This window comes from Rhizobium sp. B230/85, from assembly GCF_019355735.1.
GTDB classification, from domain to species: Bacteria; Pseudomonadota; Alphaproteobacteria; order Rhizobiales; family Rhizobiaceae; genus Rhizobium; species Rhizobium rhododendri.
Genome location: NZ_CP072156.1, coordinates 705,575 through 717,740 on the forward strand (window position 1 = coordinate 705,575; position 12,166 = coordinate 717,740).

Below are 12,166 nucleotides of genomic sequence, written 5' to 3' on the forward strand. Positions count from 1 at the left end.
TCCGTGACCGTATTCAGATCTTTTCTGACCGCCATTGGCGTTTGCCTCGTGCAGGTTTTCGTGAGCCAAGCTGCACTCGCCGCGGCAACGAAATATCCGCTTACGATCGACAATTGCGGTGCAAAGATCACAATCAGCAAAGCCCCGCAGCGTGCTATCGGGCTCGGGCAGAACAGCGCCGAGATCATGCTGTTGCTCGGCCTGCAGGACAGGATGGCAGCTACCGCGTTCTGGCCGAGCAAGGTCCTTCCCCAGCTTGCCGAGGCCAACGCCAAGGTGAAACTCCTGACGGTGGAGTTCCCGACCTTTGAAACAATCCTCGCCGAAAATCCCGATTTTGTCGCTGCCGCCCTGCCGAGCCTCGTCGGACCGAGCAGCAAGGTTGCCAAGCGCGAGGATTTCGACAAGGTTGGCGTCCCCACATACCTCTCGCCGAGCACCTGCCTCAGCACCGAGAAGATCAAGAACGAATATGGCAGCCGCGACCAACTGTGGAACATGGATCAGCTCTACAAGGAGATCGACGAGCTCTCCCAGATCTTCGATGTCGCAGATCGTGGCCAGGCGCTGATTGCCGATCTAAAGACGCGTGAAGCAGCCCTGCGCGCCAGCGTTTCAAAGGACGGAAAAAAGCTGTCCTATGTCTTCTGGTTCTCCAGCCCCAGCCCGTCGGCAGATGCCTATGTCGGCGGCAAGAACAGCGCATCCGGCTTCATTGCCGATGCGCTGGGCGGCCGAAACGCAATCGAGGCGGAAGCCGAATGGCCAACGCTTGGCTGGGAGAGCATCATCGCTGCCAACCCGGACGTCATCGTCGTTGCCAATCTCGACCGTAATCGCTGGGAACTCGACAAGCCGGAAGCGAAGATCAAGTTCCTCACCACCGACCCTGCCGTCAGCCAGATCGCAGCCGTCAGGAACAAGGCCATCGTTGTCATGGACGGTCAGGCGATGAACCCGACAATCCGCACCATCTATGGTGCCGAACAGGTGGCGACCCAGCTGAAAGCCGTCGGCCTGCTGAAGTGACCGTGACGCGCCGGTCTCTAAGACAACTGGCGACGGTCAGCATGGTGGTGATTGCGTCGCTTGCTGCAATCGGTCTGGTGGTCGGCATCAGCGTCGGCATTGGCGACCTGCCGATCCCGCTCGCGACGACGTTTGCCGCTGTCACCAACCGCCTCGGCCTGACGGCGATCGAACTGAACCGCATCCATGAAACCGTGATCTGGGATTACCGCCTCAGCCGGGCGCTGGTGGCGGCATTCTGCGGTGCGGGGCTGGCTCTGTCAGGGGCCATCATGCAGTCGCTGCTGCGCAATCCGCTGGCAGAACCTTATGTGCTCGGGATTTCGGCCGGCGCCTCCACAGGCGCGGTTGCCATCGTCATTCTCGGCATCGGATCGGGCGCGGTGTCGCTTTCTTCGGGTGCCTTTGCCGGCGCTTTCGCGGCATTCCTGTTCGTGGCGCTTCTATCGAACGGCGCGCGCGGCGGCGCCGACCGGACTATCCTTGCAGGCGTCGCTGCATCGCAGCTTTTCAATGCCACCACCTCCTACATCGTCACCACCTCGGGCAATGCGCAGCAGGCGCGCGACGTGATGTTCTGGTTGCTGGGCAGTTTCGGCGGAGTGCGCTGGCCGGAACTGACGCTGGTCTCGATCGTCATCGGCATCTCGCTAGTTGCCTGCCTTGCCTATGCGCGCGTGCTGGATGCCTTCGCCTTCGGCGACGAGACAGCCTCATCGTTGGGAGTGAACGTCGGTCGCGCCCGGATCGTCCTGTTTGCCCTGACGGCGGTCATGACGGCAACGATCGTCAGCATGGTCGGCTCGATCGGTTTCGTCGGCCTCGTGGTGCCCCACGCTGCGCGCTTCATAGTCGGGCCGCTGCATATCCGGCTGCTGCCAGCCTGCGCCATCTTCGGTGCGATTTTCATGGTGCTGGCGGATATCGCTTCGCGTGTGCTGATCCCCCATCAGGTGCTACCGATCGGCGTCGTCACCGCGCTCGTCGGCGTGCCCGTATTTTCCTTCATTCTCTACCGGTTCCAGCGGGCATCATGAGCATTGCAGCTGAAAATCTCATCTGGAGCATTGGCAGGAAGACGATCCTGGACGGGATCTCTTTCAGTGCCCGATCAGGCAAGATGCTCGGCCTGCTCGGCCCCAACGGCTCCGGCAAGACATCCCTCCTGCGCCTGCTGGCGGGCCTCAAGAAACCGGATACGGGGCAAGTCACACTCGGCGGGCAGGACATCGGCACGGTCAGCCGTCGCAACATCGCCCAGCGCGTCGCCTTCGTGGAGCAGCATGCCACCACCAATGCCGGTCTTCGGGTCATCGATGTGGTCAAGCTCGGCCGCTTTCCCCACCGGTCGATGTTTTCGGGCTGGTCGATCGCAGACGAGGAGGCGGTCGAAGCGGCCCTAGCGCGCACAGGCATGGGGGAGAAGCGCCAGGACCGTTGGCATAGCCTCTCCGGCGGTGAACGGCAGCGCACCCAGATCGCCAGGGCGCTGGCACAATCGCCGAAAGAACTCATCCTCGACGAGCCGACGAACCACCTGGATATCCAGCACCAGATCGGCCTGCTCAGGCTCGTCTCCAGCCTGCCGATGACCAGCATCATCGCACTCCACGACTTGAACCACGCCGCCATGTTCTGCGACGAACTGATCGTCTTGGAGCGCGGAAAGGTCGTGGCCTCAGGCACTCCCGAGGAGGTGCTGACGGAGACGCTGCTGCGCGACGTATTCTCCGTCGATGCCAGGGTGGAACTGTCGTCGCACACCCAGAGGCCGCACATCCACTATCTCGGGTAGAGATCTCTCGATGGTGGCCATCCAACGACTTTTGCAAATTCGCCCGAAGGATCTTGTTGGTAATGTATATTTGCATTACAATAAGGCTGATACGATAATAGAGAATGTAGTGATGGCATCGGTGTCGCAGGCGGTCACGATAAAAGGTCAGGTCACCCTGAAACGGGACTTGCTGAACCATCTCGGCATTAAGCCGGGTGAGCGGGTCGATTTCGAAAAATTGCCAGGCGGCGAACTGCGGGTGCGGGCTGCGCGCCCGTCTGGCACGATCGACGACTTCCTTCATTCGCTCGACGGCAAACTAAAGCTGAAGAAGCCGATTTCGATTGAGGAAATGAATGAGATTGCGGCGGCGGGTTGGGCCGGCCAACTAGACAAAAAATGAAGATCACGGCCGATACCAACGTCCTTGCGCGTGCGATCCTGCGCGACGATCCAGCCCAAGCCGATACGGCCCGCAAGCTGCTCAGAGAGGCGACGTTGATCGCGGTTTCGGTGCCGTCGCTGTGCGAACTGGTTTGGATACTGCGGCAGGGAGCCAAATTGCCGAAAGAGGATGTTGCGGCCGCGATCCGGGCGCTAATGGACGCCGATAATGTTGTGCTGAACCGCCCCGCCGTTGAAGCAGGCCTTGCGCTGCTTCAGGCCGGCGGCGACTTCGCCGATGGAATCATGGCGCACGAAGGCAAATGGCTTGGCGGTGAAACCTTCGTGTCGTTCGACAAGCAAGCGGTTGCCCTGCTTTCCAAGCAAGGCGACGCCGTACAACTTCTCACTTGAGGGCAGGGCGACTATTTTATGCGCGATCAAGCCGGCATCCGCGTCCAGTCACTGCTCGAGGCATGAACAGGGGTCGAACGAGTTGTAGAAGCGACCGGCGGCGAACAAAATTAGCCAGATAGGCTTGCGCGTATTTGCACCGCTCTGCTTGCCCGATCCCATGATGGGACCGGCATTTTTTCAATTGTACGCCATCCAACTACCATAAAAAGTCCAATTGATGACGCGGGTAAAATAGTTCAAGATTCTTATTTAAATCAATAAAATCAATGGGTATTTGTTGATTTTATTCCCACTCGATGGTCCCGGGTGGCTTGCTGGTCACGTCATAGACGACGCGGTTGATGCCGCGGACTTCGTTGATGATGCGGGTGGCGGCGCGGGCGAGGAATTCCATGTCGTAGTGGTAAAAATCGGCAGTCATGCCGTCGACAGAGGTGACGGCGCGTAGCGCGCAGACAAATTCGTAGGTGCGGCCATCGCCCATGACGCCGACGGTCTGTACCGGCAGCAGCACGGCAAAGGCCTGCCAGATGGCGTCGTAGAGGCTGGCCTTGCGGATCTCGTCGAGGTAGATTGCGTCGGCTTCCCGCAGGATTTCGAGCTTTTCGCGTGTGATGCCACCGGGGCAGCGGATCGCGAGACCGGGGCCGGGGAAGGGGTGACGGCCAATGAAACTGTCGGGAAGGCCGAGCTCCTTGCCGAGCACCCGGACTTCGTCCTTGAACAGTTCGCGCAGCGGTTCGACCAACTGCATGTTCATCCGGGCGGGCAATCCGCCGACATTGTGGTGAGACTTGATGGTGACCGATGGGCCGCCAGAGAAGGAGACGCTCTCGATGACATCAGGATAAAGCGTGCCTTGGGCGAGGAAATCGGCGCCACCGAGCTTCTTTGCCTCGGCCTCGAAGACGTCGATGAACAGCCGGCCAATCGTCTTGCGCTTGGTCTCCGGGTCGCTTTCGCCCTCCAGCGCGTCGATAAACATGTCGGACGCATCCACATGCACCAGGTGCAGGTTATAGTGCTCCTTGAACATGGCGACGACATCGGCCGCCTCGTTCTTGCGCATCAGGCCGTGGTCGACGAGGATGCAGGTCAGCTGGTCGCCGACGGCCTCGTGGATCAGCAGCGCCGCAACCGATGAGTCGACGCCGCCGGAGAGACCGCAGATTACCTTGCTGCTGCCGACCTGGGCGCGGATCGCCTCGACCGCCTTGGCGCGGTAGGCCGACATCGTCCAGTCGCCCTTGAGGCCGGCAATGTTGTGGATGAAGTTGGCGATGAGCTTGGCGCCATCTGGCGTGTGGACCACTTCCGGATGGAACTGCACACCGTAATATTTGCGCTTCTCGTCGGCGATGAAAGCATAAGGCGCGTTCGACGATGTGGCGATGACCTCGAAGCCTTCCGGCAGCGCCGTTACGCGGTCGCCGTGGCTCATCCAGACCTGGTGGCGCGAGCCGGAAGACCAGAGGCCTTCGAACAGCTTGCAATCCTGGTTTACCTCAAGGAAGGCGCGGCCGAATTCGCGGTGATGGCCGCTCTCTACCATGCCGCCGAGCTGCATGCACATCACCTGCTGGCCGTAGCAGATACCGAAGACCGGAAGGCCGCTGTCGAAAATAATCTGCGGTGCCCGAGGCGAGCCTTCGTCGACCGTCGATGCCGGGCTGCCGGACAGGATGACCGCCTTCGGGTTCAGCCGGTGAAAGGCTGCTTCGGCGGACTGGAAAGGGGCGATCTCGCAATAGACGCCGGTTTCGCGGACGCGCCGAGCGATTAGCTGGGTTACCTGGCTGCCGAAATCGACGATGAGAACGGTATCTGGATGAACTGTCTGGGTCATGGCGAGCCTTTAGAGAAAAGCCTTGCTTCATGCAATCGGGCAATGCCGGCAAGCGTTAAAAATATTGTCCCGATTGTCCTTGGCAGCAGGGCTTTCAGAACCAGAAGACACCGTCCTCAAGCGCCGCAAACAGGCTGTCGACGGCATAGGAAAGTTTGCGGTCGACGATGTGCAGGTATTCCGTCCAGCCGCTGATATGCTGCAGCTCGACTATGCCGTCCGATATGCCGCGCAGCCCGATGAGCGGCAGGCTGTAGGTCTGGCAGGCGCGCAGCACCGCGAAGGTCTCCATGTCGACCATATCGGTGCCGATGGCGGCATAGGCTTCCGCCCCGGAAATGACGTTGCCGCCGGTCGAAAGGCTGGCCGTCGGCACTGCCGGGATACGCAGCGGCAGTTCGACTGAGGCAGGCAGATCGAGGAATGGCGTGCGTCCGCGCTCGAAGCCGAGTGGCGAGGCATCCATGTCGCGGTAGGAAACGGAGCTGACCTGGTAGACCTCGGTCTGTTCCAGCGTTGCAGAGCCGGCTGAGCCAAGCGAGACGACGAGATCTGGCAGTTCGTCGCGGGCGTCGAGCTGCGTAAGCGTCCGGGTGAGCGCAATCGCTGCCTCGACCGGACCGACGCCGGTCATCAGCGGCTCGATGCGGGAGCGCAGGAACGGCCCGTATTCCGCTTCTGCCGCCATCACGAACAGGATCGTCTTGCCGGAAACGGATTTCAGTTCGAAGCTCATCCCGAAATTCCTTCCCTGCCACGGATCACCATCATCGTGCCGGTCATCGAGGCGATCAGCTTGGCCGGTCCGTCGCCGATGGCGTAGCCCCGACCGTCAGCGACGATAATCGTCGTGCCCGGCTTGGTGACTTCGCCGCGAAAAAGGAAGCGCTCGCCGCGGCCCGGCGACATCAGGTTGACCTTAAATTCGATGGTCAGGATGGAAGCCTCCGGATCGATGACGCTGTAGGCGGCAAACCCACAGGCCGAATCCAAGGCCGCAGAGATGATGCCGGCGTGCAGTATGCCGTGCTGCTGCGTCAACTTGATGTCGAAGGGTAGCTCGATCTCGACCATGCCGTGCTGGACACGCGTGAGCTCGGCACCGATGGTTTCCATCGCTGCCTGCTTTTCGAAGCTGTCGCGGATTCGCTGCCTGAAATCGCCGCTGCTGCCATCGTTCATGCCATGCCCTCGTTGGTCACGGGAAAGTGGCATGGCTGCCGGTGCCAGACAAGCGGCGACAGGGCAATTTCAGTTGAGATAGGCGATGGAAGCGTTCAGCACCATCGCAAAGGCAACCCAGGCGGCATAGGGGATGAACAGCAGCGCCGCAATCCTGTCGCGCTGCCAGCGGTTGGCGATGAAGGCGAGGATGACGATCAGCATCCCGAGGATGATGACGAGCGCGATCAGCGGCTTCTCCAGACCGAAGAAAAATGGCGACCAGAGAAAGTTGAGCGCCATCTGGACGAACCAGAGCTTCATGCCTTCCGTCTTTGGCCCCATGAGCCATGTGCGTGCACCGGCAATGCCGATGAGGACGTAAAGCGTGGTCCAGGCAGGGCCGAACAACCAGTTCGGCGGATTGAACGGCGGCTTGACCAATGACTGGTACCAGACGCCGGGCAGATTGAATAAACCGATCGCCAGTCCTATCCCAAGGACGGCGACGATGAAGACGATATAGGTCGATGCTTTGTTCATGGTGACCAACATAAGGTAGCGCCGCTTGTCCGCCAAGCGTCATCCCTTGCCAGTATGCATTCCCGGCTGCACGGTTGCGTGTGGCTCCGAAAATTGACCGACGTTAGAATGGAAAGTGTGATGGCTAGCATCTTGCAGTCGACTGAATCCTACGAGACGTGGCTGCGGACGGCGCTGCCGGGAGAAATTGTGGAGGCCGATCTCGCCCTGAAGCACCAGAAGATGAAGAGCGGCAGCTTCGCGTTCCTTCGCGCCACCTACTGGCGCTGGGCTGAAACCATCCTCGACCTCTGCCCCGAACTGGCGTCGGCGCCCGAGGTGCTGGCGATCGGCGATACCCATCTTGAAAACTTCGGAACGTGGCGCGATTGCGAGGGCCGGTTGGTATGGGGAGCCAACGATTTCGATGATGCAGCGACCATGCCCTATGTGCTCGATCTCGTTCGCTTGACGACGAGTGCCATTCTTGCCCGCAAAGCAAGCTCGCCCTCTACCACGGCCATTGCCGCCGCTATCCTTGCCGGCTACCGACGCGGACTGGGTAGGCCGATGCCCGTTATCCTCGAGCGGGACTACAAGTGGCTGCGAAAGGCCGTCATGTTGTCCAATGGCGAGCGTAAGGATTTCTGGGAGAAATTCACAGAATTGCCGGCCTGCACCGCACCGCCGCGGCAAAAGTACCTTGAAGTGCTCCGTGGTTCGCTGCCGGAGCATACGCGTGACTTTGTTATCAAGCCCCGCACTGCCGGCACGGGAAGCCTTGGCCGTCCACGCTTCGTGGCGATGGTGGATTACTGGCGCGGTGGCCCGGTCCTCAGGGAAGTCAAGGCGCTCGCCATGTCCGCCTGGTCGCTGCGCCACGACCCCGCCAACACCGCCATTCATGCCGGAATTATCGCTGACGGCCGGGCCCGTTCTCCCGATCCGCAATACAGGATCACCGGAGACCTCCTTGTTCGCCGCCTTTCGCCGAACAGCCGCAAGATCGAGGTCGATGGCGATCTCGACACGCTGCTTTCGCCGGACATGCTCGACCTCATGGGTTTCGAGATCGCCAATTGCCATTCGAACGACGCGTCCGTTATCCCGGCCATCCTCGCCGATCTCGATGCGCGTGGCGACGCGTGGCTGCGTGCGGCGGCGAAGACGGCGGCAGCCGCAGTTGCTGCAGAGCAGGCCGAGTATGCGGCAGCTGGCTGAGTTTGGGGCAACTCGTTTGCCCGGGGCAACGGCTACACCGGCTGGCCGATCCCCACGATATGCTGGTCCCAGGCAACATCGCTACGGGCAACACCGAAAGTGCCGTCGTAGGAGGAGACTGCAAAGCCATCCGCCCCGGGCGCAATACCGGCGGCGTTGTCGATGCTTTCGACTTTCAATACGGCACCCGTGCGGCCATCGAGTGTGACAGCCGTGCCTTTGACCGGCGAGGTGACGCCGACCAGATGTTCGTGCCGGTTGACGGCAATGGCGCCGACATAGTTGCCGAGTGCCCGCGTCGTGTCGTCGGGCAGCGTCACGAATGTCAGATCCTCGCCCTTTGCGAAGTGACCGACGAGAGGCGGCAGCGAATTGCGCGGGCCCTCGTACTGGCAGGCAAACCAGATCCTGCCACTGGCATCTATATCCACGTGACGCGTCGATACCTGGGCATATTCCGCCGGCAGGCCGTGTTTTTCGACCAATGCTCCGGTGGCCGCGTCAATCAGCGTCAGCGACGGTTCCATGTGGTCGAGATTGAGCTTCGTGCGGCCAAATTCCGGATGGGTCTCGATTCCGCCGTTGGCGACGACGATGAGACGGCCGTCGTCCGACACCGTCATGTCGTGCGGCCCGGTGCCGAAGGTCTGGTATTCGCTAATGCGGGAGAACCGATTGTGGGCGTCGTAGAGGCCGATGACGCCGCGATTGTTGTCGAAGTCGTTCTCGCTGGCATAGAGCAACCGGCCGTCCGGAGAAAATGTCCCATGGCCGTAGAAATGGCGCCCCTGAGCTGCGGCGATGACGATCGGCTCGGTCTTGCCGAAAGGATCGAAAATCATCGCATAGGTGCCGGGGCGGCGGGCGAAGGCAACGGTATGGCCGGTCGCATTCGAAAAGGCCATGCCGTGGGCGCGGGCGGGAAGCGCCACGCGATCGACGATCTCGCCGCGCTCGGTCACGGTCGCCACGGCAAAGGAGCCGTCGGCCGCGCGGATGCCCGATGCATAGACCGCATCGGCCCGCTCCAGTGCCATCAGCGCGCCCGGTCGCAGGCAGGCGAGGAAACCGATTCCGGCAGCCTTGACGAAGTTTCGGCGATCGATGAGCGCGCTGCGCAAGGCCTCAGTCTCCGTCAGCAAACGAAAAGCCGGCCGACAGACCGATGTCCACGCCATAGCCGTCGGAGAGATCGGTCGCCAGCAAGCGGGCTTCGGCAAGCAGAGTATCGATCTTGCCGCGCTCGGAGGGGTCGGCGATGGCGGCTTCGATATCCGGATTGATCGAGCCTGCGGTGGCGATCAACTGGCTCAGTCTCGTGTCTATCTTCGCTGCGATATCGTGTTTGCCCGGCGGCAGGAGGTCGGTCATGCCAGCTTTCTGCCACAGAGCCTGCAAGCCTTCGAGGTTGGCCTTCACCGAGGGCCAGGTGTTTCGGGAGCGCCAGTAGATGGCCATGTGCGGTCGGGCCGCCGCAGGGTCGCCCTTGTAGAATGTCTCCAGCCGCTGGTCGCGGACGTTCTCAGCCCCGTGGACAAGGATGCCGAGCAGCGCGGTGATGGCTTCCTTGTTGTCCATGAAATCGTCGCTGGTCTTGCCGGGTGTCTTCCAGGAGGCCTGTACGCCCTTCGGGTCGTCCCATTCGGCTGAAATATCGCCGGAGACCTCCGCGATATTGCCGGCGATGGCCGCGCCATAGCGGCATCGGAAGCCGTTTTTATCGGTGGCAAGCGTCTCGGAGCCATTGCCATACAACACGTATTCCAGCGCCGTCAGGCTCTGCAGCGCAACGCTCTTGGCGGCAACATCGGCAACTGTGGTGTCCTTCTCTTCGGCCTTGGCGATGAGCGCTTGCACCTGCTTCATGCCGATGCCCTTGCGGTCGGGGTAAAACAGGATGTGCTCGAAGCGGTTCTTGTCGAGAACCGGGCCAACCTGGACAATCTCGATCATGGACCAGGCTGTGATGGTGTCGGTGAAGGCAGCTTTGGCGCTCGTCTCCGCCTGCGCCGAGGGATTTTTGCAAAGACCTGTCATCGCGATCGAAAGCGCCTCTGCGGACGCGTGCATCCTGGCATAGCCGGGGCGGATGACATCATCCACCGCCTTCTGCATGACGCCGGGGACAGCCGCGTCGTTCATGGGACCAGGCGCCGGCGTCTCCGCAAGGGCCGGCATAGCAGCGCTTGTCAACAGCAGGGCAGCAGCTAGAAATTTCCAGGGGTGCATCACAGGGACTCCACAAAGGTGATCAGGGCTTGCCTATCGTCTTTCGACAGGGATGCAAATGCGTCGCGCGCTTTTGTCGCCTCGCCGCCATGCCAGAGTATGGCTTCGGTCAGGCTGCGCGCACGGCCGTCGTGCAGGAAGAAGGTATGGCCGCTGACGGTTTTCGTCAGGCCGATGCCCCACAGCGGAGGGGTGCGCCAGTCCTTGCCGCTCGCCACGCCGACCGGTTGGCCGTCGGCGAGACCGTCGCCCATGTCGTGGAGGAGGAAATCGGAATAGGGCCAGATAAGTTGAAAGGACTGCGCCTCGGTGCCGGCATCGCTGCGGGTGACGAATTTCGGCGTGTGGCAGGCAATGCAGCCGGACTCGTAGAACATCTCCTTGCCGTGCAGCACGGTCGGATCGCTGGGCTTGCGGCGCGCCGGCACGGCGAGGTTCTCGGAATAGAACGTCATGAGATCGAGCACTGCCTCCGGGGCTTCCGTCGGGCCGAGGCGCTTCTGCACGCCATCAGGCATGGCCAGACATTGCGGCTCCCGGGCGGTACAATCGCCATAGGCGTTCGGCCTGTCGGGGTTGGAGATGCCGATATCGCCTTCGAGGGCAGCCGAGGACTGGTCGCGCACCGTGGCATTCTGCGCCTTCCAGCCGAAGCGTCCGAGCGCAAGCTTGCCGGTCCTGTTGTCGCGCACGATCGCAGCCTTGCCAGCAATGCCATCATGGTCGCGGTCGTCGGGGTCGGCATGCTCTAGGATATCGGCATCCGGAATGGCCTCGATCAGCCCAAGCCCGAGCATGGCCGGGGCGACGCGCGCCGAAAGCGTTGTGTCCGGCCCGAGCGGGCCATAGGCGAGATCGGTGGCGGAATAGCGCGGCTGGCGGAGCGATACCGTCTCGCCACCTGCAAGGGTGACGGCATGTTCGGTGTAGTCGACAGCGACCTGACCCTCGCCTGCAAGCCCCGGCACTGCCGTGTCCTGAAGCTGGGTGCCATAGGTTGCGTCCGGAAAATTGACGACACGGGCGTCCGCCAAGGCCTGGCGCTCCTCGGCTGTTCTTGCCGGCCGCGCCAGCCGGAGGAACATGGTGGCAGCTCTGCCCGAAGTCTCCGGCGGGTGGCCGCGGCCGTCATTGATGTGACAGCTTTGGCAGGAGCGGGCATTGAACAGCGGCCCGAGGCCATCGGTCGCCTGCGTCGATGACGGCGAGGAGACCCAGAGCTGGCGGAACAGCGCGTTGCCGAGATGAAAGTCGAGCGCGCGTGCCGGATCGAGATTGGTCGGAGGCTGGGAGAAGGCCTGATCGTTGACGGCAGCAGTCGACGTCCCGGCGCCGCTTTCCATCGTCTCATAGGTCTCCGCCCGGGAGAAGTCCGTCGTCGGGCGGGTCACGGCCTGCACGCGCTTCAATTGCGCCGGCGTCAGGTCGGTGCGGACCGCAGGTGCATCGATCCCGTCGGCAGCCACCGGCAATCCGCTGCAGCCAAGCGCAGCAGCCAGCAGTGCGAGGGTGAAAATGCGACGGCCAGGATGGTCTGTCATATTGGACGAAAGGGCGGCGGCATCGTGCCACCGCCCTTC

Annotated in this window: 13 protein-coding genes; 6 read left to right on the forward strand and 7 right to left on the reverse strand. The window is 61.8% G+C overall.

What is annotated here, in order from left to right:
• Window positions 1-3: 3 nt before the first annotated feature.
• From J5289_RS03340 to J5289_RS03360, 5 genes are all read left to right on the forward strand, one after another.
• Window positions 4-1,029, forward strand: a complete 1,026-nt coding sequence (locus J5289_RS03340) for an ABC transporter substrate-binding protein (RefSeq protein WP_257623377.1) — start codon at window positions 4-6, stop codon at window positions 1,027-1,029.
• 41 nt (window positions 1,030-1,070) lie between these two features.
• Complete coding sequence (locus tag J5289_RS03345; protein ID WP_209182833.1) at window positions 1,071-2,066, forward strand: iron ABC transporter permease; 996 nt, start codon at window positions 1,071-1,073, stop codon at window positions 2,064-2,066.
• Complete coding sequence (locus J5289_RS03350; protein WP_209182513.1) at window positions 2,063-2,824, forward strand: ABC transporter ATP-binding protein; 762 nt, start codon at window positions 2,063-2,065, stop codon at window positions 2,822-2,824. Before J5289_RS03345 ends, J5289_RS03350 begins: the two co-directional genes overlap by 4 nt.
• Before the next feature lie 112 nt (window positions 2,825-2,936).
• On the forward strand, window positions 2,937-3,209 hold the full coding sequence (locus J5289_RS03355) for an AbrB/MazE/SpoVT family DNA-binding domain-containing protein (protein ID WP_209182834.1): 273 nt from the start codon (window positions 2,937-2,939) through the stop codon (window positions 3,207-3,209).
• Window positions 3,206-3,604, forward strand: coding sequence for a type II toxin-antitoxin system VapC family toxin (locus tag J5289_RS03360; RefSeq protein WP_209182514.1), 399 nt, complete (start codon window positions 3,206-3,208; stop codon window positions 3,602-3,604). Before J5289_RS03355 ends, J5289_RS03360 begins: the two co-directional genes overlap by 4 nt.
• Before the next feature lie 286 nt (window positions 3,605-3,890).
• On the opposite strand, the gene guaA is transcribed toward J5289_RS03360, so the two are convergent.
• The 4 genes from guaA to J5289_RS03380 all read right to left on the reverse strand — a co-directional run bounded on the left by guaA (window position 3,891) and on the right by J5289_RS03380 (window position 7,157).
• Window positions 3,891-5,453 carry a glutamine-hydrolyzing GMP synthase gene (gene guaA, locus J5289_RS03365; protein ID WP_209206827.1) on the reverse strand — a complete coding sequence of 521 codons (1,563 nt, stop codon included), beginning with the start codon at window positions 5,451-5,453 and terminating at the stop codon, window positions 3,891-3,893.
• Between the two features lie 94 nt (window positions 5,454-5,547).
• A complete protein-coding gene (locus J5289_RS03370; protein WP_209182516.1) occupies window positions 5,548-6,189 on the reverse strand; it encodes a 5'-methylthioadenosine/S-adenosylhomocysteine nucleosidase in 642 nt (213 codons plus the stop codon).
• Window positions 6,186-6,635 (reverse strand): PaaI family thioesterase, encoded by a 450-nt coding sequence (locus J5289_RS03375; RefSeq protein ID WP_111216155.1) that lies wholly within the window; start codon window positions 6,633-6,635, stop codon window positions 6,186-6,188. Before J5289_RS03375 ends, J5289_RS03370 begins: the two co-directional genes overlap by 4 nt.
• Window positions 6,636-6,704: 69 nt before the next feature.
• Window positions 6,705-7,157: a TspO/MBR family protein gene (locus J5289_RS03380; protein ID WP_209206825.1), complete on the reverse strand. Its 453-nt coding sequence runs from the start codon at window positions 7,155-7,157 to the stop codon at window positions 6,705-6,707.
• A gap of 120 nt (window positions 7,158-7,277) precedes the next feature.
• Between J5289_RS03380 and J5289_RS03385 the strand changes: the two genes are divergently transcribed.
• Entirely contained in the window at window positions 7,278-8,357 is a 1,080-nt protein-coding gene (locus J5289_RS03385; protein ID WP_209182518.1) for a DUF2252 family protein, read from the forward strand.
• 32 nt (window positions 8,358-8,389) lie between these two features.
• On the opposite strand, the gene J5289_RS03390 is transcribed toward J5289_RS03385, so the two are convergent.
• From J5289_RS03390 to J5289_RS03400, 3 genes are read right to left on the reverse strand one after another with little or no spacing between them, the layout of a single operon-like run.
• Window positions 8,390-9,535, reverse strand: coding sequence for a DUF1513 domain-containing protein (locus tag J5289_RS03390; RefSeq protein WP_209206823.1), 1,146 nt, complete (start codon window positions 9,533-9,535; stop codon window positions 8,390-8,392).
• Window positions 9,483-10,586, reverse strand: a complete 1,104-nt coding sequence (locus J5289_RS03395; RefSeq protein ID WP_209206821.1) for an imelysin family protein — start codon at window positions 10,584-10,586, stop codon at window positions 9,483-9,485. The genes J5289_RS03390 and J5289_RS03395 overlap by 53 nt, the downstream gene beginning before the upstream one ends.
• Window positions 10,586-12,127: a di-heme oxidoredictase family protein gene (locus J5289_RS03400; RefSeq protein WP_209182835.1), complete on the reverse strand. Its 1,542-nt coding sequence runs from the start codon at window positions 12,125-12,127 to the stop codon at window positions 10,586-10,588. The genes J5289_RS03395 and J5289_RS03400 overlap by 1 nt, the downstream gene beginning before the upstream one ends.
• Window positions 12,128-12,166: the final 39 nt, after the last annotated feature.

Coding starts and splice junctions, on each gene's coding strand:
- J5289_RS03355 (WP_209182834.1), top strand. CDS start 2,937: ATGGCATCGGTGTCGCAGGCGGTCACGATAAAAGGTCAGGTCACCCTG.
- J5289_RS03385 (WP_209182518.1), top strand. CDS start 7,278: ATGGCTAGCATCTTGCAGTCGACTGAATCCTACGAGACGTGGCTGCGG.
- J5289_RS03395 (WP_209206821.1), bottom strand. CDS start 10,586: ATGCACCCCTGGAAATTTCTAGCTGCTGCCCTGCTGTTGACAAGCGCT.
- J5289_RS03390 (WP_209206823.1), bottom strand. CDS start 9,535: ATGGCGTGGACATCGGTCTGTCGGCCGGCTTTTCGTTTGCTGACGGAG.
- J5289_RS03345 (WP_209182833.1), top strand. CDS start 1,071: ATGGTGGTGATTGCGTCGCTTGCTGCAATCGGTCTGGTGGTCGGCATC.
- guaA (WP_209206827.1), bottom strand. CDS start 5,453: ATGACCCAGACAGTTCATCCAGATACCGTTCTCATCGTCGATTTCGGC.
- J5289_RS03360 (WP_209182514.1), top strand. CDS start 3,206: ATGAAGATCACGGCCGATACCAACGTCCTTGCGCGTGCGATCCTGCGC.
- J5289_RS03380 (WP_209206825.1), bottom strand. CDS start 7,157: ATGAACAAAGCATCGACCTATATCGTCTTCATCGTCGCCGTCCTTGGG.
- J5289_RS03350 (WP_209182513.1), top strand. CDS start 2,063: ATGAGCATTGCAGCTGAAAATCTCATCTGGAGCATTGGCAGGAAGACG.
- J5289_RS03400 (WP_209182835.1), bottom strand. CDS start 12,127: ATGACAGACCATCCTGGCCGTCGCATTTTCACCCTCGCACTGCTGGCT.
- J5289_RS03375 (WP_111216155.1), bottom strand. CDS start 6,635: ATGAACGATGGCAGCAGCGGCGATTTCAGGCAGCGAATCCGCGACAGC.
- J5289_RS03370 (WP_209182516.1), bottom strand. CDS start 6,189: ATGAGCTTCGAACTGAAATCCGTTTCCGGCAAGACGATCCTGTTCGTG.